The organism is Paenibacillus sp. Leaf72 (assembly GCF_001422685.1).
In the GTDB taxonomy this organism is placed as follows: Bacteria; Bacillota; Bacilli; order Paenibacillales; family Paenibacillaceae; genus Pristimantibacillus.
This window is the reverse complement of record NZ_LMLV01000031.1, coordinates 436,245-455,654: the sequence shown is the minus strand read 5'-3', so window position 1 is coordinate 455,654 and position 19,410 is coordinate 436,245. Positions and strand designations below refer to the sequence as shown.

Annotated in this window: 26 protein-coding genes; 16 read left to right on the top strand and 10 right to left on the bottom strand. The window is 41.4% G+C overall.

Features of this window, described 5'->3' with window-relative positions:
• Nucleotides 1-103: 103 nt before the first annotated feature.
• Nucleotides 104-709 carry a hypothetical protein gene (locus tag ASF12_RS25405; protein WP_056040810.1) on the bottom strand — a complete coding sequence of 202 codons (606 nt, stop codon included), beginning with the start codon at nt 707-709 and terminating at the stop codon, nt 104-106.
• Between the two features lie 192 nt (nt 710-901).
• The gene (locus ASF12_RS25400; protein WP_056040808.1) at nt 902-1,636 is read right to left on the bottom strand and encodes a hypothetical protein; all 735 of its coding nucleotides are present in this window, start codon (nt 1,634-1,636) and stop codon (nt 902-904) included.
• A gap of 206 nt (nt 1,637-1,842) precedes the next feature.
• Here ASF12_RS25400 and ASF12_RS25395 point away from each other — a divergent pair, with 206 nt between their 5' ends.
• Nucleotides 1,843-2,553: a hypothetical protein gene (locus tag ASF12_RS25395; RefSeq protein ID WP_056040806.1), complete on the top strand. Its 711-nt coding sequence runs from the start codon at nt 1,843-1,845 to the stop codon at nt 2,551-2,553.
• 51 nt (nt 2,554-2,604) lie between these two features.
• Nucleotides 2,605-3,285 carry an SOS response-associated peptidase gene (locus ASF12_RS25390; protein ID WP_056040804.1) on the top strand — a complete coding sequence of 227 codons (681 nt, stop codon included), beginning with the start codon at nt 2,605-2,607 and terminating at the stop codon, nt 3,283-3,285.
• Between the two features lie 367 nt (nt 3,286-3,652).
• Here the strand turns inward: ASF12_RS25390 and ASF12_RS25385 are convergent, their stop codons facing one another.
• The 4 genes from ASF12_RS25385 to ASF12_RS25370 all read right to left on the bottom strand — a co-directional run bounded on the left by ASF12_RS25385 (nt 3,653) and on the right by ASF12_RS25370 (nt 7,524).
• Nucleotides 3,653-3,883 carry a hypothetical protein gene (locus ASF12_RS25385; protein WP_056040802.1) on the bottom strand — a complete coding sequence of 77 codons (231 nt, stop codon included), beginning with the start codon at nt 3,881-3,883 and terminating at the stop codon, nt 3,653-3,655.
• Between the two features lie 69 nt (nt 3,884-3,952).
• Complete coding sequence (locus ASF12_RS25380) at nt 3,953-5,389, bottom strand: YVTN family beta-propeller repeat-containing protein (RefSeq protein ID WP_200931672.1); 1,437 nt, start codon at nt 5,387-5,389, stop codon at nt 3,953-3,955.
• Nucleotides 5,390-5,684: 295 nt separating this feature from the next.
• Entirely contained in the window at nt 5,685-6,596 is a 912-nt protein-coding gene (locus ASF12_RS34015; protein ID WP_327204942.1) for a collagen-like protein, read from the bottom strand.
• A 601-nt stretch (nt 6,597-7,197) separates the two neighbouring features.
• Nucleotides 7,198-7,524 (bottom strand): ATP-dependent DNA ligase, encoded by a 327-nt coding sequence (locus tag ASF12_RS25370; RefSeq protein ID WP_081419032.1) that lies wholly within the window; start codon nt 7,522-7,524, stop codon nt 7,198-7,200.
• A gap of 473 nt (nt 7,525-7,997) precedes the next feature.
• Here ASF12_RS25370 and ASF12_RS25365 point away from each other — a divergent pair, with 473 nt between their 5' ends.
• The 5 genes from ASF12_RS25365 to ASF12_RS25350 all read left to right on the top strand — a co-directional run bounded on the left by ASF12_RS25365 (nt 7,998) and on the right by ASF12_RS25350 (nt 10,255).
• Nucleotides 7,998-8,660: a hypothetical protein gene (locus ASF12_RS25365; RefSeq protein ID WP_056040796.1), complete on the top strand. Its 663-nt coding sequence runs from the start codon at nt 7,998-8,000 to the stop codon at nt 8,658-8,660.
• Nucleotides 8,620-9,168, top strand: coding sequence for an accessory gene regulator ArgB-like protein (locus tag ASF12_RS25360; RefSeq protein WP_056040794.1), 549 nt, complete (start codon nt 8,620-8,622; stop codon nt 9,166-9,168). The genes ASF12_RS25365 and ASF12_RS25360 overlap by 41 nt, the downstream gene beginning before the upstream one ends.
• Nucleotides 9,146-9,268, top strand: coding sequence for a cyclic lactone autoinducer peptide (locus ASF12_RS36215; RefSeq protein ID WP_081419031.1), 123 nt, complete (start codon nt 9,146-9,148; stop codon nt 9,266-9,268). The genes ASF12_RS25360 and ASF12_RS36215 overlap by 23 nt, the downstream gene beginning before the upstream one ends.
• Before the next feature lie 12 nt (nt 9,269-9,280).
• Nucleotides 9,281-9,676 carry a LytTR family transcriptional regulator DNA-binding domain-containing protein gene (locus ASF12_RS36680; RefSeq protein WP_056040792.1) on the top strand — a complete coding sequence of 132 codons (396 nt, stop codon included), beginning with the start codon at nt 9,281-9,283 and terminating at the stop codon, nt 9,674-9,676.
• Between the two features lie 171 nt (nt 9,677-9,847).
• Entirely contained in the window at nt 9,848-10,255 is a 408-nt protein-coding gene (locus ASF12_RS25350; protein WP_056040790.1) for a hypothetical protein, read from the top strand.
• 14 nt (nt 10,256-10,269) lie between these two features.
• Here the strand turns inward: ASF12_RS25350 and ASF12_RS25345 are convergent, their stop codons facing one another.
• The 3 genes from ASF12_RS25345 to ku form a co-directional block, all read right to left on the bottom strand.
• Nucleotides 10,270-10,518: a helix-turn-helix domain-containing protein gene (locus tag ASF12_RS25345; protein WP_056040788.1), complete on the bottom strand. Its 249-nt coding sequence runs from the start codon at nt 10,516-10,518 to the stop codon at nt 10,270-10,272.
• Nucleotides 10,519-10,879: 361 nt separating this feature from the next.
• The gene (locus ASF12_RS25340; RefSeq protein ID WP_056040786.1) at nt 10,880-11,761 is read right to left on the bottom strand and encodes an ATP-dependent DNA ligase; all 882 of its coding nucleotides are present in this window, start codon (nt 11,759-11,761) and stop codon (nt 10,880-10,882) included.
• Nucleotides 11,758-12,606 carry a non-homologous end joining protein Ku gene (gene ku, locus ASF12_RS25335; RefSeq protein WP_056040784.1) on the bottom strand — a complete coding sequence of 283 codons (849 nt, stop codon included), beginning with the start codon at nt 12,604-12,606 and terminating at the stop codon, nt 11,758-11,760. Before ku ends, ASF12_RS25340 begins: the two co-directional genes overlap by 4 nt.
• Nucleotides 12,607-12,843: 237 nt before the next feature.
• On the opposite strand from ku, the gene ASF12_RS25330 reads away from it, so the two are divergent.
• The 5 genes from ASF12_RS25330 (at nt 12,844) to ASF12_RS25320 (ending at nt 15,869) form a co-directional block, all read left to right on the top strand.
• Nucleotides 12,844-13,563 carry a hypothetical protein gene (locus ASF12_RS25330; RefSeq protein ID WP_056040782.1) on the top strand — a complete coding sequence of 240 codons (720 nt, stop codon included), beginning with the start codon at nt 12,844-12,846 and terminating at the stop codon, nt 13,561-13,563.
• Nucleotides 13,508-14,017, top strand: coding sequence for an accessory gene regulator B family protein (locus ASF12_RS36675; RefSeq protein ID WP_081419030.1), 510 nt, complete (start codon nt 13,508-13,510; stop codon nt 14,015-14,017). Before ASF12_RS25330 ends, ASF12_RS36675 begins: the two co-directional genes overlap by 56 nt.
• Nucleotides 13,995-14,120, top strand: a complete 126-nt coding sequence (locus ASF12_RS36210; RefSeq protein WP_268795460.1) for a hypothetical protein — start codon at nt 13,995-13,997, stop codon at nt 14,118-14,120. The genes ASF12_RS36675 and ASF12_RS36210 overlap by 23 nt, the downstream gene beginning before the upstream one ends.
• 12 nt (nt 14,121-14,132) lie before the next feature.
• The gene (locus ASF12_RS25325) at nt 14,133-14,504 is read left to right on the top strand and encodes a LytTR family transcriptional regulator DNA-binding domain-containing protein (protein ID WP_056040780.1); all 372 of its coding nucleotides are present in this window, start codon (nt 14,133-14,135) and stop codon (nt 14,502-14,504) included.
• Between the two features lie 615 nt (nt 14,505-15,119).
• Nucleotides 15,120-15,869: a restriction endonuclease gene (locus ASF12_RS25320; protein ID WP_056040778.1), complete on the top strand. Its 750-nt coding sequence runs from the start codon at nt 15,120-15,122 to the stop codon at nt 15,867-15,869.
• Between the two features lie 120 nt (nt 15,870-15,989).
• Here the strand turns inward: ASF12_RS25320 and lexA are convergent, their stop codons facing one another.
• Complete coding sequence (lexA, locus tag ASF12_RS25315) at nt 15,990-16,610, bottom strand: transcriptional repressor LexA (RefSeq protein WP_046232543.1); 621 nt, start codon at nt 16,608-16,610, stop codon at nt 15,990-15,992.
• A 235-nt stretch (nt 16,611-16,845) separates the two neighbouring features.
• Between lexA and ASF12_RS25310 the strand changes: the two genes are divergently transcribed.
• The 4 genes from ASF12_RS25310 (at nt 16,846) to ASF12_RS25295 (ending at nt 19,410) form a co-directional block, all read left to right on the top strand.
• The gene (locus ASF12_RS25310; RefSeq protein ID WP_056040776.1) at nt 16,846-17,226 is read left to right on the top strand and encodes a LysM peptidoglycan-binding domain-containing protein; all 381 of its coding nucleotides are present in this window, start codon (nt 16,846-16,848) and stop codon (nt 17,224-17,226) included.
• A 348-nt stretch (nt 17,227-17,574) separates the two neighbouring features.
• Nucleotides 17,575-17,778 (top strand): DUF896 domain-containing protein, encoded by a 204-nt coding sequence (locus ASF12_RS25305; RefSeq protein ID WP_056040774.1) that lies wholly within the window; start codon nt 17,575-17,577, stop codon nt 17,776-17,778.
• A 31-nt stretch (nt 17,779-17,809) separates the two neighbouring features.
• A complete protein-coding gene (locus ASF12_RS25300; protein ID WP_056040772.1) occupies nt 17,810-18,796 on the top strand; it encodes an aldo/keto reductase in 987 nt (328 codons plus the stop codon).
• A gap of 107 nt (nt 18,797-18,903) precedes the next feature.
• Nucleotides 18,904-19,410 carry a hypothetical protein gene (locus ASF12_RS25295; RefSeq protein WP_056040770.1) on the top strand — a complete coding sequence of 169 codons (507 nt, stop codon included), beginning with the start codon at nt 18,904-18,906 and terminating at the stop codon, nt 19,408-19,410.

Here is a 19,410-nt window from a genome sequence, read left to right as displayed (position 1 = left end):
AAATGCCTTCACTTGTTCCTTATTGAATCTCGCCATCGGTGCCATCCTCTCAAACCAGCCTTTCTTCTATTGTAATAGGGTTTGAGAGTTTACACAGAATATTTTACAGACTCTCAATCTTTGGTATGTAACCGACTTGAGAAAATCCTAATAAATAATAGTTATAGTCTGCATAACTTCCAGTACCATGTAATTCTGTATAAACCGTATCTTGAAGCGTTAAAAATAGATTAATATCATATGGCTGTGGCATATAATTATTTATGCTAGTAGTGTCATTTAAGTAACTTAGTCCACTGATTTCTCTCATAATAGGTGGAAGCTTAATCTTATTGTTTTTGTTTTTCAATACGATAGTATATCCGATAACTATATTGTTCTCATCTGTAATCAAACTAACAATAGACTTATCTAAGTCATGATGATAAATACTTATTTTTGATTCTTTATTTATTTCTGCTTCGTGGTAAGTTATTATTTCTTTGTAATCTGAGCTGCCTAATGCATCTGAAAAAAGTTGGTAGTTTTTGTTTACACCAAGTAGATTATTTACTAGAGCTTCTTTGCTTGGTTCAAATGCTTTACTTATTAATTGATAACCTTCGCTAAGCATTAAGATAACTCCAATAGAGCTTGTTATTACAATGAAAATTTTAAAATATACATTAGATACTATTTTGTTTTTCCATCTTTCAAACCATACATCCATATGTTTCTTCCCCTTAAAATTACAATGATAGTTTTCTTCGTTGACTATGGCTCGCTGTTCGCTGTAGGAGTAGACTCTGTAGTTGCATCAGCGGCGCTGGAAGCTATTGTAGCGATGTGCATGCCGTTGTAATTGCGCATCCAGAGAGCAATAGGGAGATCGTAAACGGGATGATAATAGAGACCCCATGCGTTATTCTCCTCCTAGCGCTTTATACGCTGCCTTCACATCATCCAGTTTATCTTGCTCAACAAGCTTCGCTAATTCCACGTATTTCTGTTTGTCTTCTCCTGTCAATTTTTTGCTATACATTTTCAATACTCCAACAGCCGATTCCAGTCTTTCAGACGATATAGTTTCTTGTTCAGTCAATTCAATATAGCTAAAAGCTTCATTCAGTAAGGTTTTTTTAAAACTAGCTTGCCAATCTTCCGCTGTCGGTTCTTTTGAACCCGATTTGCTGGGAGCGGTTTCGATCAACTTAAACTCAACTTCACCCTTTTTCAGAGCCATCTGTACTTCGCCTTTGCTGGTAAAAGCCATCTTTCCAGTAGCTATGCGGGTTGGTTCACTACCTGGTGCATCCACATATACAAATACAGATTCAACAACCTGTGACTTTGCAGCAGCAAGAATAGCGGTGTTTCGGACAAGCTTTTGTAACTCTCGTTCATCTTTGCTCGACGTACTCATTGTCACGTACCATATGCCTGATTTATCCAAACGCTCTTCAGTAATTTTAAATTCAGGCAGCTTTGCTTCTTTATATGTTGGTTCTGGCGCAGTTGTTGGGGCAGGCTCAACGCTTGCTGCAGCTTCCGTGGTCGTAGCTTCATTTCCTCTACCACCATTAACAGCACCGGCTACAATAATGACGACAATCGCCCAGAACCACCATTTCTTATGAATCGACTTTTTCTCTCTCATATCCATTTTCCCCCTTGGAATATATGACATCATTCTACTGCAAAATTCGCATCTTGGCGATATGTGGAATAGGAGGGAAGTATGGAATGGAAGAGCCCGGAGGGGTTCTATATCTTCAAACTTACTGAATTTGTTAATTTTTTGTCATTCATCCGTTCTTTTGCTCAGATATAATTTTTATAGGTAGTTGAAAGGGGAGAGTAGGATTGAAAAAAGAGCTAGGTGTAGTGATGTTATTGGGTGCCGTTTTGCTTACAGGATGTGGATCAGAGTCTGCGACGGTTACTCAGGAGACGGGCGAGTCTACAAGTAAACAAGTAACCACACAGCCGGAACAAAATACTGATGAAAAAGTAAAACTTTATGCAACGACCGATGGGATAAAACTAGATATTAACGGTAATGAAAAAGACTTTGATTGGAAATTCCCCGGTGATACGGGAACAAACCCGCAGGTAACCTATACGGATCTTACGGGTGACGGGAAGGAAGAAGCCGTAATTATTATTCAGACTGGAAAAGGGACAGGATTAAATAACTATGATATTCATGTAGTTAATGCCGAGGACTTCTCCGAAATTAAAGTCCAGAATTATGAGGACATTGTCGCCGACCAAATTGATTCGCATGTTGTAAAAAATGGTGATGGTACATTAGGCATTACAGTTAAAACACAAGGGAAAGAATATAAATTCAACTATGATTTTGATCCAGCACCAGATTATAAGCAAGAGGATCTGGCTTTTGGCGGTGTATTTATTTATACATTGGAGAATCAAAAAATAAAATTGAACCTCTCGGGATCTGTTGGTATATCTACCACATATGTGTGTGATTTCAATATTACATATAAATTCGACAGCGCCAAAAATGAATTCGTTGCGGATCAAATTGAAGTGATACCTATTGAAAAATAAAATGATTAAGTTCATCATGAAAGGAAATCCTGAGTGGAGGAGGGATGAACGATGTGCGGACGCTATACGATAACTTCCAATATCGAAGAGGTAGTTGAAGTTTTTTCAGTGGGGAAAACGAATTATAAATATTTGAAGCGTTACAATGTAGCTCCAACACAATTGGTTCCGGGAATATTTAATAAAGATGGTCAGCGTATTATGGAAGGATTTAAATGGGGGCTTATACCGTTCTGGAGCAAAGACGCTAAGATGGCATATAAAACAATAAATGCCCGTTCAGAAGGCATAGAAAAGAAGCCTGCTTTTCGGCACTTATTGAAACGCAACAGAATTTTGATACCTAGTGATGGATTTTACGAGTGGCGTCAAGAAGAGGGAGGTAAACAACCATTTCGCTTTCAATTGACTTCAAAAGGAGTATTCGCTTTTGCAGGCCTATATGATACTTGGCAAAATCCAGATGGTGAAGTAGTGCAGAGCTGCACAATTATTACGACTACACCAAATCAACTGGTTGCCGATGTCCATAACCGCATGCCAGTAATATTAACTGGTTCAGCTGCTCACAATTGGATCGATCAAGATATAGAAGCAACTGAAGATGTTTTAAGCTTCCTTAATCCTTATCCAGCTGAGTTAATGATGAAATACCCTGTTTCCAGGCATGTCGGAAATGTCAGAAATGTTCATGATTCATTAATAGATGAGATAACACTTAACTCTAAATAGTAATCGCCTTTGACGATGGTGGGCTATTACAATTTGCTCCGACAACTGATTAAATTCAACAGATGAAGATGAAATCGGATTTTTCGAGTGGGGAACTCTGTACATGGATCGAATCGCCCGTGGAAACGATACACTGCTGTATGTTTAGTCATCTTAATAGGTGCTGCCGTTGTTCGTATTCTTTAGAAGAAGCATTCCAAAGCATTGACCATAAATCAAAAAAACAGCGGGCTAAGACTTGAAAAGTAAAGTCTTAACCTGCCGCTGTTGTCAACAAACTAAAGACTCCGTTAGCTTCGCAAACCTCACGTGTCCACGGTGATGGGGTTCCGCAATTTATAAATTCCAGTTATTAAAATTCGATTCCTTAGAGGAATGGATTCCTTCTTAATTCAGATACCGACATGACTCGCCCTTTATTCTCCGTTTCATTCGTCATTGATTGAATTTCTGATGAAGTGGAGGAACGTTCATCTTCCTCTTGCAGTACAATCTTGAATGTCCCTTTACCGGGAAGTAAGACTTGGCATAAAGAATTCTCTTTGTTCATGTTTGACAACTGTTCAATTAACTCTTCTGTCTTTTGAACTTCTATCATATGAATCACCTCTCCGTGTAAGATCATGACCAAGTTTGAATGCCTACATTATCCGTTCTCAAATGGGCTCTACGTATATACCCCAATTGCGAATGGGCGAGCTCCAACCGGAACGGTAGCAATCACTGTATTAGTGTCTCCATCAATCACTGAAACGGTATTATCATCCTGATTTGACACATAAATACGATTGGTTAATGGATTGACCCCTACTCCATTTGGATTAGTTCCGACCGGAATAGTAGCAATCACTGTATTGGTTAGTCCATCAATCACAGAAACATTATTAGTATCTCGATTTGCTACGTAGATGGCATTCGTAAACGTATTAACGCCTACTTCGGCTGGAGTAGTCCCAACCGGAACAGTAGCAATCACTGTATTGGTTAATCCATTAATTACAGAGACAGTGTTACTGGTGAAATTTGAAACATAAATACGGTTAGTATCTGGATTGACCCCAATTCTGAATGGATTAACTTGCACTGGAATAGTAGTAATCACAGTATTGGTTTCTCCATCAATTACAGAAACGGTATCCGAATTAAAATTAGCTGCATAAATCAGATTAGTTGATGGATTGGCACCTATCCCCGTTAATAAATTGAGACCCGGAATAATAATGGTATCTATAACCGTATTGGTCAATCCGCTAATTACCGTAACATCTTCAGTTAAGTCCAATGAATTAAAATTTGCCGTATAAATAGCATTAGTAGCTATATTGACCCCTACATCTCCTGCTTCATCCCCAGCTGGTATAGTAGCAATCACAGTGTTACTTTCTCCATCAATAACGGATACGTTGTCGCTGGCTCTGTTTGCTACATAAATACGTCCCGTTAATCGATCGACATCAACTCCCGCTGGATTAACCCCAACTGGAATGGTAGCGATCACAGCATTGGTTGCGCCATCAATCACAGAGACATCGTTACTGTTGAAATTGGCTACATAAATGCGATTGATTGATTGCGATCCTGCTGGTCCTGCTGGTCCTTCTTCTCCTTGAGGCCCTGTAAGTCCTGTAGGTCCTGTAGGCCCTGTAGGTCCTGTAGGTCCTATTTGACCCGTTTCACCCTTTGGTCCTGCTAGTCCAGCAGCGCCAATTACTCCCGCAAGTCCTGCCAGTCCTTGAGGTCCAAGTGCTCCTGCCAGTCCTTGAGGTCCAAGTGCGCCAATTGCACCTACAAGTAATTCTGCTACTCCTTGGGGGCCAAGTGCGCCCGCAATTCCTTGGGGTCCAATTGCCCCAATTGCTCCTGCCAGTCCTGCCAGTCCTTGGGGTCCAAGTGCTCCTACAAGTCCTTCAGGTCCGGCTTCTGCAATTGCTCCTGCCAGTCCTTGAAGTAATTGCTGTCCTTCTAGCGGGGGACACACCCGTACTGCTTTTTTTATAATTTTTTTTTTAATAACTTGAAGACGACGTTTCTTTTTTTTTTCTTTTGGATGGCACACAATTACTGTTTTCTTTTTACACCGTTTTTTTCTAACCGGACAACTCAACAACGGCACCTCCCTAATAAGTGTATATGAGTCGTTTATTTCAGGCAGGGACTAATAGCCGACTATTGGCTAGACTATAAACTATTTTTAGTATATTGGGCTTTATGGTTGAGTAGTGTTATACCACAATCTCTACTGCCCATTAGTATAATCATCTACACATTAAACTTTTCCAACTGCCTTTATATAGCTAGGAGCACAACGTCCCCGTACCAATAATTGTACTGCAGAAGTATTGAGGGCGGCCTCAATTTGACATTTGGAATTTTATTGAAAAAAAATTGTATTTCCCCCTCTATGCGATCTGCATAATAACAAGGTGTGCGGAATCTGGCCTTGTTCCTCCAGCTAATGGAGTGATCGTGAGTGCCGTGGAATTGCCAGCAGGATTTCGAACTGTGAGTATTGAATTAATGACCGTTGTTTGCACAAGTGCCATTCCTACTATTTGAGAAGTTCCTGTTGCACGCCCGACCACCGTATAGGCCAGATCAGCGCCATTTAGTGTTAAAATCAGTTGACCCGCTTCGTTTACATTTACCTGAAACAAAACCTGATATGTGCCAATTGCAGACAAGTTAAATGAGCTCGCATTTATACGGGTAATTGCAGTCCCACTAACTGGACCATCTTGCGGAAAACTTACATCCGTGTTGGGAGCAACAGTTGCTGCATTATTAGGAGGCATCAAGGCAAAAAAATCTGCAAAGCCTAATACGCCACCAGAAGGTCCAGCTGGACCCACTGCTCCCGTTGCTCCAGCTGGACCTGCTGGACCCACTGCTCCTGCAGGACCTGCTGGTCCTGCCAGTCCAGCTGCGCCAATCGCTCCTGCCAGTCCTGCCAGTCCTTGGGGTCCAAGTGCTCCTGCAAGTCCTTGAGGTCCAAGTGCGCCAATCGCTCCTACAATCCCTGCTGCTCCTTGGGTTCCAAGTGCTCCTGCAAGTCCTTGAGGTCCAAGTGCGCCAATCGCTCCTACAATCCCTGCTGCTCCTTGGGGTCCAAGTGCTCCTGCAAGTCCTTCGGGTCCAAGTGCGCCAATTGCTCCTACAAGCCCTGCTAAACCTTGGGGTCCGAGTGCTCCTGCAAGTCCTTGAGGCCCAACTTCTGCAATTGCAGCCGCAAGTCCTTGAAGTAATTGCTGTCCTTCAGGCGGTGGACAATTTTTACAAACAATCTTTTTAATTACTCGCTGACGTCGTTTCATTTTTTTCTCTTTTGGATGGCACACCACTATGGTTTTCTTTTTACACCGTTTTTTTATATCAGGACAACTCAATAACTACACCTCCATATAAAGATGGTTCAGTGTACGTGAGTCGTTTTTTTAGGTATGGACTAATGACCTTCAATTGGATAGACTAGAAACTATTTCCTTAAATTCGGGCTTATGGTAGGGTAGTTTTATACCACAAAATCCAACACTCTTTCATTTATGATTACATAATTTAATATTAAGACAACTCAACCTTCCTTCGTCAACCCAAATCACATTTGGGTCTTTTTTTTATACCTTCAGTACCCAGCCTCAGGGAAGTGCTGAAGAAAAGCAAAACATAGCTTTCAAGCGATTAAGGATAATCCACCTCATGCACGCTTTGAACGCTGGGCTGAAGAAGAAACGGAGAGCCTGACCGCAGCACCAAGCTGGAAACGTAACCAACCTTAAGCTTGATACCTACCACGTCCGCGACAATACGGACCTCTTTGCGTTTTTTATACCAGTGTGTATGCTGCTTTGCTTCAACATAAGGACTATCTAGTCGCTTTGAAATTATTCCTTCCCATTCACGTTCCTTTACCCAGTCTCAAAGTGCCGGACCGTCATAAACCAGATCGGTCACAAAAACACGGGGATTTCGCTCAGGAAATTTTTCCTTAAGTCGGGCAAAGCGCTCCTTAAAGGGTAAGGAGCGGATATCCTCTCCTTTGTCGTAAAGCATGTCGAACATTACGAACATAAGGGAGTCGTCAAATTTCTTGCGATTTACACCAATTAAGACGCGCTGAAAGTTTGGGCGAGTCCCGTCAAAATACATAATTTCACCGTCCAGCACGCAAGCGCCAATTCGCAATGGCCTGAGTAAATCAACTATCTCTGGGAAGCGGTCATTTCGGTCCTGTAGGGATGTCAGGCGATGTGATAGGGGCCATGGTCACGTCGGGAAGTTGCATCATGATGCAGTCCTTTAGCCTTGGCTGCCCGTTTTTTCTTTGTTGCGGGCGACTTAGGAGGCGTAGAATGCTTTGTCGCATTCCAAAATCTGAATCGTCTTAGCAGAGTCCGGCTTGATTGCTTCAAGTCTTCCTCTTTGACAATTACAAATTTCCCAGCTTCGTATTCAAAACCCTTCAAGATTTCGTTAGGGCCAATCTCTTTATTACAATGTCGGCATGTTTTGAGTAATTTATCGGCATACCACAATCCTTGTGTAAGCTGCGAAATGATATATCATTTACTAGAAAGAAATTCATTTATCATGAAAATCCGTATTGCATTCAGCATGTCCCCATGTAATGATGAGTTTAAAAGATATAGCGGTAGTAGACGTACCCAAGCCACTCACACCATAGAAGATACTAGGGCCGTAAAGGGAGGCGATAAAATTTGTTGGAATTCATTTTATTTATGCTTTTCTCCATTGTTGAGGGTTTCGGCATTCTTTACTTAATGCTCAAGATTTACCGATACGATGCAGCAAGCTTTTATCCAGCACTACTTGTTGTAACGTTAATGAGTTTGCAAAGCTTTTTTTTGAGGGAAGAACTTTCGCTCGAAAGTATCGTGCCAGTTATCAATATTTTTGTGTTCGTAATATTTCTATCGGTCGTTATCAAGATACCTTTTTTTGCAGCATTAATTATTACTGGTTTGGGGTATTTTATTTTCGCCTCTATCCAAGGTGCTATTGTTAATACCATACCTTTTTTCTCATTAGCAGAGATTAAAGTGCATCCATATATAGGGTACTTGCTACAGGTCATCACAGCCGGGGTTAACCTTTCTATTGCCTGGGGACTAAACCGTATGCGAATTGGCTTTATGGAGAGCATCTCAGAAAAGATGCGTTTTCCTCATGAACAGAGAGTGGTCGGAGGTTTTATCATTGTGATCTTGCTCGGATTCGGTTTTATACTCCACCAGCGGAGCGAGTTGTTAAATATTATTTACTATTTCCTAGCAGCATTATTTTTCTTTGTATATTCGTACCTCAAGGAGGTTAAGCCCCATGGTGGAAACTATTTCGAGAAGACTAGCAATAAGCATTAAATCAGTCGTTCCGGAGCATCCAGCATCGGAAGCTCGCTTGCAATACGCTTTGTCGTTTATCTTAAACGCTTTATTTATAATTACAGGTGCGCTGCTCATATCATTTTTCACTGGGCGGACAAGCGGCGTTGTAGCAGCGTTGATATCATTTGCGATACTTAGGCAGGTATCCGGAGGCGTACACCTAAAATCGGGCACTATGTGTGTCATAGTATCCGTAGGAGTGGCGACGGCATTGTCTTTCACGCCTAACTTTCCGGGAAAAATGTTGGTGATAATCAATCTCTTAAATCTATTGATTGTATTGATGTTTTCACCAACAGACATAGAAAAACAGTCTCGTATTCCAAAGCGTTATTACCCACTACTTAAGCTTTTATCTGCCTTAATTGTATGTAGCAATCTATTGATAGAATCGTCTATAATTGCATTAACTCTGCTTGTGCAGTGTTTGACTTTAATTCTGGCAAAGGTGGTGAGTACCCATGCTAAAAAATCTAGTATATAAATTGGCTTCATTATTGGACGGCGCGGCTGTTTTTTCAGTAAGAACAGCAAGCTTCCTCTATGTCAATCAGCCAGAAACCCCAGAAGAATTGTTGAAATAGTGGTGAACATCCATGCACTTATACACGATCGATACGTTGACCGTCTCCAAGGACGAGTTAGGCACATTAGGTCTAGTTTCTGTTAAGGTACAGGACATTATAATTATTAAATCCTTATCGGAAAAGAAGCGCATAATCATACACACTCTGACGGATGTTTACTATACTATGGGTACTCTTGTATACTGGGAAACGGCGCTTAACAGCAGCGGGTACAATTTCCTTGTGCTCGATCGTTCAGAAATGATTAATCAAGATAAGGTAATATTGCTGAATCCTAAAACAGGAGATGCTTACTTTGAAAGGATTGTTAATAAACAATCTAAAAAATGCGGCGTAGCATACCATAGAGTCAAAGATTTTGTCGAATTTATGCTGAAGTACAATCCGGAAATTCAACTAATGTAGCCCTTCCTACAGGAAAAGGGCTATTTTTGTGCGGTAAATTAACGTTCTTAATTTGTCAAGACTCATTCGACATAGTGCGACATAATTCACGATCGCCAATTTATATTTACTTCTTCCAGTAAGTCCCTGATAATACAGGTATAAGCCTATTACATCAGGGGGATGCAGGTCATGGAGATAGCAGAATTTGAAAAAAACGCCGCATTAAAGTTTGCTGAGTTCAAAAAGAAATGGTCTGGTAGAGGAGCAATACGAACAACTTTTCGGCTTGATACAGATTCAGCAGTCCTTGTCTTTGAACAGGATTTCACGAATTTGGAATATGATTTATTAGACTTTACAAAGTCTGAAAATCGAATGGACAAATATTTAAAAAGGATTGTGAATGTAATGACAGGGGACTTTAATCCTTTTCTCAATACGTTACATGAAGGTCTGCAAATTACGGCAATGAAGACGACTGTAGAGGGATGGGCATTCAGGTATCAGATCACCACAATGGTGTTTAATAAAAATTTGCGACAACTCGTGCTGTCTGATGATATAGACAAGAGTAAAATCTCAAAAAGCACTAAATAAAAAAGTTGGTGACTTTATGGTAAGAAGCCGGACCGGGCCGACACAATGACGCTGATAAGAAGCGTACTTTGTGTCGGCTTTCTTGCTAGATGGAGGGTTAGCGAAAGGGGGGGATGGATAAAAGAGAATCGTCTTTCTTTCTTGAGTATCTGTTGGATAAACTGACGATCCACTTCCAGTGCCCGTGCAAATTCGGCTTGTGTCATCTTCATGCGCTTTAAGTGTTCGGGCAGCCGGCTATCCCCCAATTCAAGGGATGCCACAGGATTCGTCTCCTTTCGTTTGCCTATGGATCAAATTATAAATATAGTTTTAAGGAGATTCTACTAGTCGTTACTTTATATATAGAAGATTCTTGATGAAACTACACACAGGAGAGAATATTAATGAAGGAATATGAAATGAGCATAAGCTTTAATTTAAATGAAGAACATTTAGAATTATTGATAAGGGCATCCCTTATTTAAAAAAAGATCGTGCCACCTGTAATGGTGAATGTGGTAACTCCAAATGTAATATCTAAGCTAATTATAGATTAATGGATTATTGAGTCGAGTGAATAATATGAGTCATAATAGAGGGTACTTGAGCTATTTGCTTAAGTACCCTTCTAATATTTGATTATTATTTGTCCCCAAATCCGAGTAGTTTAGGCTGGCGAAGTAGTCCGGAATCAGTAAATTCCAGAGCTGTAACACGAGCTGGGAAGGGGACTGAAAGCCACACAACATCAGATTTTACCATGCCAGGAGTTAGCTCTTTAAAAGGGCACTCACCAGGATGATCTACCATAAACTGATGAAGTACTTGCTTGGATGCTTGATCCAAGCCCGAAACGTGCCCGATGTAACGATTTTCATATCGCAGGACAAGGCTTGAAACAAGTCCATCCCGCAGTTTTAAGCCGACGACGTCAGCGACTATCCGTACTTCTTTGCGTTTTTTAAACCAATATTGATGTTTTTTTCCCTCCATGTAAGGGCTATCTAATCTTTTCGAGATAATTCCTTCCCATTCACGTTCATTGAGCCAATTCCAAAGTGCTTGTCCATCGGAATGCAAATCGGTTACAAAGAGTCGAGGCGTTTTCTCTGGAAATGAGGCTTTCAGTTTCTCAAAACGTTCTTTATAAGGGAGTTTGCGAATGTCCTCGCCATTCGAATTGATCATATCAAACATTACAAATATAAGGCCATCATCGGGGGTGCGTTTTCGCACCCCTAACTTGGCCCTTTGAAAATTTGGACGCACTCCATCGAAATAGGCGATTTCTCCATCCAAGATACAAGGGCCAACGCGGATCGGCTCTAATAATGCCACTATTTCCGGGAAAGTATGATTACGCGGCTCCAGCCTTCGTCCGAATAGTTCAACCCTCCCTAAACCATCTAAGCGGACCAAAGTGCGCACGCCGTCCCATTTAATTTGATAACCCCATTCGGGTCCTTGGGGAATATTGGAAGAGGTTATTGGAGCCATAGGGACAGAAGGGAGCTGCATGGTCATGATACGTTACCCTTTGCTTTGGCTGTTCTCTTTTTCTTAGTTGAGGGAGCACTTGGAGGCATGGCGGCGGATTTTGTAGCATCCAAGCTTGCTTGTAGCGCGGCCATAAGATCAATGACATTGGTCCTTCCTTCAGCTGTTGGTGCAGATACAATATCAACACTCTGTCCTGCTATTTTTTGTTGAATCAATTCAGTTAATGCGATACGGTAATCGTCCGTATATTTGGCAGGATCAAACGGTTCGCTGAGCTGTTCTACCAGCATCTTAGCCATATCGAGCTCTTTATCATTAATCGTTGTTTGCACAGGTATGTTAGGAACCTGGGATATGGCCCTAATCTCGTCTGGAAAAAACATCGTTTCCAAACATAAGCAATTTCCCACTACTCTGACAGCTGCTAGGCTGCTTTTACTGCGAATAGATATTTTGGCTATGCCGATTTTTCCAGTTTGTTTTATGGCTTCAAGCAACAAGTTATATGCGCCAGCACCTGCCATGTCAGGGGAAAGGTAATAGGCTTTTTGATAATAGACCGGGTCAATTTCGGCCAAGTCTACAAAATCAAGAATCTGAATAGTTTTGGCGGAATCAGGCTTGATAGCTTCAAGCTCTTCTTCTTTGACAATTACATACTTACCTTTTTCATACTCAAATCCCTTAACGATCTCTTCCGGACTAATCTCCTTATTGCAATGACGGCATGTCTTAGCGTAATTAATCGGCATGCCGCACTCTTTATGGAGACTGCGAAATGATATATCCTTGTCTTCCGTTGCAGAGTGCATTTTGATCGGCACGTGCACCAACCCGAAACTAATAGCGCCTTTCCAGACGGTATGCATAATAATTTCACGCTCCCTTTTTTATTTAAGGTTGCACTGTTTTTGGAAAGATATTCGTAACAATCAGTTGGTTATAAAAATCATAATATGGATTGTTTTTTATGTGGAGGTTCTTTATGATCGTGTATTTCCGTCAGGTATTAAAATTCTGTCTTGCCAACAGAGTTGCGATCATGCAATGATGAAAGTAATAAATTTGAAAACCAAAATTTAAAATAAAAGATGGTGGCGCTATAAATGGAGACAGCGAGTTATTTGCTTTTTAGCATATTGGATGCAATTGCGATGGTTGTATTGATGATTAAATCGTATAGGCAGCCACTTGCAGCATATAAATGGAATGTCCTTTTTATTTGCATTGGGGTGGCCGGTTGGTCATATGCAGTCCGGGTTGTGGTTGGGTTATCACCATACATAGATATATTTGGGCAATTTTTAATCTTCGCAGCGTTTTTTCGGTATTCACTTAAAATTAGACTTGTTTATTCTGGTTTGATGGTAGCGGTAGGTTATGCCGCCTATGTATGTATTCAGTTTCCGATCTATTTTGCCGTGACAGCGTTAGGTGTTAGCGATGTTGTTGCTCAGAATACAGGAGGGAACGGGGTTATTGCGATTCAATTTTTCACAGACGCTGCTTCGTTGGCGGTCGGATGGCTGATTACAGTATTTAATTACGGATTTACTTTTATCGTCATTCCTCCGCATGATTTAAGCCGCAAGGAAAAACTATTTACCGGAACGAACGGAATGCTTGCAATATCTACATTAGCTGCTGTAGCCATAATCACGACATCTTTATTTTTGACCGTTCATTACGACGCAGCCTTGTACGCTTACCCCCTAGTATTATTGATACTTGGCACCCTATATTTCCTCTCTAGAAGGAGAGAATCAGAGGATGATAGAGTTTATATCACAAAGAATGGCGCTTTTCATAAAAAGGTTAGATCCTGAGGGCAGCGTATCTGTAGAAGTGATGGCCTATTCTTTGGGTAATCGGATTTGTTCTGCAACTATAATCGCTGTTACATTGATTATTGGGATTGCAACTGAATCATTTATACAGACTTTAATTGGTCTAGTGGCTTTTTGGACTCTGAGGAAGTTTACTGGAGGCTTTCATTTTAAGTCCTTAACAACGTGTGTGATTGTCTCAACTTGCCTTTTATCTATAATTCCACATATTGTCTTAAGTGGTACAGTCATGATAATATTGATATTGTTGAGTTTAACGTTATTGATTTGCTGGAGTAGGGGCAGTGAAAGGAACTTACCTTTGTTGCTCATTTTGTCAAATATATTTTTTCAATCAGATGTAGTTACTTTAGTTTTTTTCGCTCAGATGGTATTGGTATCCATTCATCAAAGGGACGGAGGTGCTGAATATGATGCAAAAACTAGCGCGTAAAATTGCAGAAAAACTGCAAAAAGACGCTGAGCGTTCCGTCGCAAGTGGAAATCGAAAAGGGTTCATTGGGGCTCAACCTATCCCAAAAGAACTTCGTAAGTAGAGTGGATATCATATGGATCTAATGACTGAGATTCTAGGACAACGAATTTATGATGGGGAAATCGATGGAGATCAGTTTGATACATTCAAATTAGGTGAAGTTTTTTTTGTAGATATATTCCAACCCAAAAAAAACTATCACATTCCGAGATTCCATACCACTAAGGGCCTTTTTACATTCATAACGACACTTGAAGCATGCAAACAAATATTTTTGCCATTGGGATTTGTTGCGCTGGATGTTAACAACCTAGTGAACGTAGAGCATATTCGAGAGGTTACTAAAACATTTTACGCAATAACTGCGCATTTCGAAGGTGGTTATACAGCAAACGTAGCTAAAGGAAAACTACCTTTAGTGGAACACTTACTAAAAAAGGGCTGAATCCAGAAATGGGTTAGCTCTTTTTTAATACACATTTTCATTATTATGTCAATAAAAATCGATACTAGTATCGAACGATTAAATATTTCGACAAAAAACGACAAAACGTATTAGTATCCTGTGTTATATTAAAAATGTAAAACAGAGGGAAACAAATATCATTATAGAGACAGAAAGATATTAAAGCAGGAATGATCGAGTTCCAGGCAGCGGGGAGATAAAGCCGCATTCATTTTCGTCTCACAGTCCAGCGAATTGAAATTAGTTTCACTCCGCTATACTGTTGATTACGGGATGTTGAGCTCTTCCTCGCTGGGTTCGATCAGATCCATGACATCAAATGAATGATGAAACAATAGCATACATACCGGTAACCGACTGTAAATTTGGAGAGGGCTGACACGAGTATTACTGATGAAGATATCAGTAGTGCTATGTGTTAGCCTTTTTATATGGTGTTAGTTATTGTGAAAATCGATACTACTGATTGTGATGAAACAAAGTTAAGTAAAGTGAGTAGACTGATAACTTTTATGTATTTTTCATTATTAGGTACAAATTCCTATTATATATGCCGATATAAGGTATATTATGTTGAACAAAGGGGATCTAAATATGGCAAAACGTAGAAGGAAGAAAGAGGAATTGGACCCGGTACAAGCATTTGTGCTGCTACTTATGCTGGGTGCTGGTTTTGGTGCCTATAAGCTTACAAATTCTTTTATTTTTGCGGGTGTTGCATTTGGTGCGGTTATGATGTTGTATGCAATTGTAGCGATATCAATTGCTCGCAAACGTAATGAACGCCTTAAGCGTTCCGGTATCGCAGAAATAGATAAGATGGAGGGCCGACAGTTCGAGAAGTATCTTGGACATCTTTTAGAGGCTCATGGCTATAAGGTAACGGTGACGCAGGCAGCAGGAGATTTCGGGGCAGATCTTGTTATAGCAAAAGGCGCGCAAAGGGTGGTCGTTCAAGCTAAACGTTATAGTAAAAATGTCGGGATTAAGGCTGTTCAAGAAGCACAGGCTTCTATCGCACATTATTCGGCAAATGAGGCATGGGTCATTTCCAACAGTGGATATACAGAAGCTGCAATCACCCTAGCAAAATCAAATACAGTTCGGCTTATTGATCGAGCAGAGCTCATTGAAATGATTTTGAAGATCAATGCCAATAGATCAATTCCAACACCACATACCGACACAGAACAAAACAATACTGAGAAAATGATTACGAAGCAAATAAGGACAGAAGTAGCATGTGCAAAATGTGGCCAGCCATTAGTTCGTCGTAAAAGTGCGCGTGGAGAGTTTTTGGGTTGTTCAAGCTTTCCTAAATGTCGTCATACCGAGGCAGTCTGAGTAGGAAGACCGAGAGCTGAAAAAATCCTCTGCCTAAATTAAAAAGCTGCATCCAACCCGTTTCTAGTGCGGTCAAGGATGCAGCTTTATTCAAGTATGAAGGGTATGAAATTTCAACGATTAATGAAAATCCCGGAACAAGCCGATGACTTTGCCTAAAATCGTAACGTTCTTCAGGCGGATAGGTTCCATGGTTACATTTTCCGGTTGGAGACGGATATGATCCTTCTCGCGGTAAAAGGTTTTGACTGTTGCTTCATCGTGCTCAGTCATGGCGACCACAATATCACCGTTAGTAGCGGTCTGCTGCTGGCGTACAATAACGTAGTCGCCGTTATGTATGCCGGCTTCAATCATGCTCTCGCCAATGACATTAAGAATGAATACATCATCATCTCCTACGTAATGGGAAGAGATGGGGAAATATTCTTCAATATTCTCAGTAGCGGTAATCGGCACACCGGCAGTAACTTTACCGACGATCGGTACATGGGTAACAGCAGGACGGATAATCCCGTCGACATCTTCCTGATCCAAAATCTCGATAGCGCGAGGTTTAGTTGGATCGCGGCGGATAAGCCCTTTCTTCTCCAGACGGTCCAGATGACCGTGTACAGTCGAGCTTGAAGCAAGTCCAACTGCTTCTCCAATTTCACGTACGGAAGGCGGATAACCCTTCTCGCGAACTTCGTTCTTTATAAATTCCAGAATCGACTGCTGGCGATTGGAAGCTTTGGACAACACGATCACTCCAGTTCACGCACTCCATGATGAGTGCGACATGAATTTTGATTGAAACTTTGATCCATGCACTTCATTCGAAGTGCAATATGAGTATTTATTTCTCAAATTATAACATGGAACCGCCGTTCGTACAAACATAAGTTCCTAAAAACAAAAGTTCGCATTGTCTGTTGACCACAAACAAATGTTCGTGTTAATATCGAAACAGAACAAACGTTTGGGAGTGAGGGCAATGATCATTTATCCAGAATCCTATCAATCTATTTTCTCAGAGAAAGCGCCTGTTAAGGCGGCAAAGATGAAATGGCAAATCAGCATGGCTGGATTTAGCAACTATGCTTTGAAGTTGGCGGTGTGTCTGACTCTGTTTATCGTATTGTTTTCTGGTTTTTTATTGGTGCGCACAGAAGCTTCAGTGAATCATGTTGCGCCAGCGTCTGCTGGAGAACAGACGGTAGTGGTTGCGCAAGGCGATACATTATGGGAGCTTGCACGTAAATACTCGGACAGTTCTGATGATATACGCTGGTCCGTTTATCAAATACGGGAACGCAACCAGCTGTCGTCGCCAGATATATGGCCTGGGCAGAAGCTGGTCATTCCTTCTCCATAGCTTCATTAAGAAGCATGCCTCTATACTATACGCAAGCTGTTTGCATGACGGAAATCATGTAGCTGTTCTTCGTAACTTTTGAAGCGTGAATACTCGACCTAAATACAGAATAGATCGGAACAATGATAGCATTATCGTTGTACGATCTATTCTGTATTTAATTATAGCCCCATTTTCTTGAAATATAGGAAAGGATATGATTTTCTCATCCATTCTCTATATTTCTCGGACTGAAACGCGCTGCGCCGCCAAAGGACGGCGACAGCCGTTTCACCTTGACAACAGCGTATTGGTAATGTCAAAGTAGAAAGAGTTTGGGAAAAGTACAGCAAGTGAGGTGAGCAATCAATGGAAGAGCTTATTGCCAGAATTAATGAATTATCCCGTAAAAATAAAACAGTCGGTTTGACGCCCGAGGAACTGACGGAACGGGCTGAGCTGCGCAGTAAATATATGGAGCAGTTTAAAAGCAATTTTCGCCAACAGCTTGATACGATTAAATTCGTAGAAGATGAAGAGAGTGAAGCGGGAGACGAGAAGCCACAGCATTAATTATTTTAATGGGAGAGGCGGTCATCATTTTATGAAATACCAACTGCTTGGACGTAGTGGACTAGCTGTTTCTGAACTTTGTCTTGGAACGATGACATTTGGCAATACAACGAATGAGCAGGATTCGCTTGAGATGATCAATCGTTTTGTGGAGCGCGGCGGCAATTTTCTCGATACGGCGAACGTTTATGTAAGCGGACGCTCTGAAGAGATCGTCGGAAAAGCGATTAAAGGCCGTCGTTCTGAGATGGTTGTTGCTACAAAGGTTAGAATGACAACATCTCCTGATATTAATGGAGTAGGGCTGTCCCGCAAGCATATTATGGACGGCGTGGAAGCGAGCCTCAAGCGACTGCAAACCGATTACATTGACTTGTATCAGGTTCATGTATGGGATCATGCTACGCCGATTGAAGAGACGCTGCGGACGCTCGATGATCTTGTCACATCAGGCAAGGTGCGTTACATCGGCTGTTCTAACTTTTTTGCATGGCAGCTTATGAAATCTTTGGCATGGAGCGATGCTAATAGGTATGTACGCTTTGTTTCGCTGCAGCCTCAATATAGCCTCGTTAGTCGCCAGATGGATCGCGAAATGATGTCGCTTTGCCTAGAAGAAAACGTTGGCGTTATTCCATGGGCTCCGCTTGGTGGCGGTTTTCTGACCGGCAGGTATGATCGCACAGAGCCGACAGAGGGCAGATTGACAAGCAAAGTAGGCGAAAGTGCTTGGGCAAACCGGGCAAATGAGCAAAACTTTGCTGTTTTGGATGCTGTATTAGCAGCTGCCAAGGAACTTGATAAAACACCTGCTCAAGTTTCACTGAATTGGCTGCTGCAAAGGGAAGGCATTACGTCCCCAATCTTTGGTGCTAGTACGATTGCGCAATATGAGGATAATATGGGAGCTGTCGGCTGGACGATGCCTGAAGAAATATGGAACCGTCTGGATGAGGTCAGCGCGCTTGCCGAAGACTATCCGAATCGTTTTATTGCAAAATTCAAACGTCCGTTTTAACGAATTACTGTGAAACCTGGAGATATACGGTGTCAGCCTGCATCACTTGTCTGACTTGATTTATTAAGCGTGATTTTGTGCTGCAGCCATAATAAGGAGGAACGAATTTGTCACGTACATGGGAGCGCAAGGTGCGCCGAAATACGAACCAAATTAACAAAAATCGCAAAAAACAAGGCGGCCCAAGCTTTAAACCAGCTGGACCCCAATCAGATCGTTTTGTTGGCCGCAGCTATATTGCGCCGATTTTACTCCTGCTGTTTATTGCCATGTACGTTATACTTGCCCAAATGGACCCGCAATTTAAATTCGATACCTTGCTAGGTGTGACAATTGGCTGCTATGTATTTCTGGCAATTGTATTTTTCCTGCGGCGCCCGTATATTACAATCGGTAAAAACTATGTTCAAACACGCAAGATGACTGGCGACAAGCGTCTAGGTGCAGAAGCGATCAAGACGATTCGCGTACAGCCTGGCTATGTGACGATTGAACCGCAAAAAGGATCGACGTGGGCTTTTTCGCGAGTATTTCATCGTTATCCAACGGATGAAATCAGCGCAAGATTAGAGCAATTTGCCAAAGATAACGGCATAACATACGAACAAAAATAA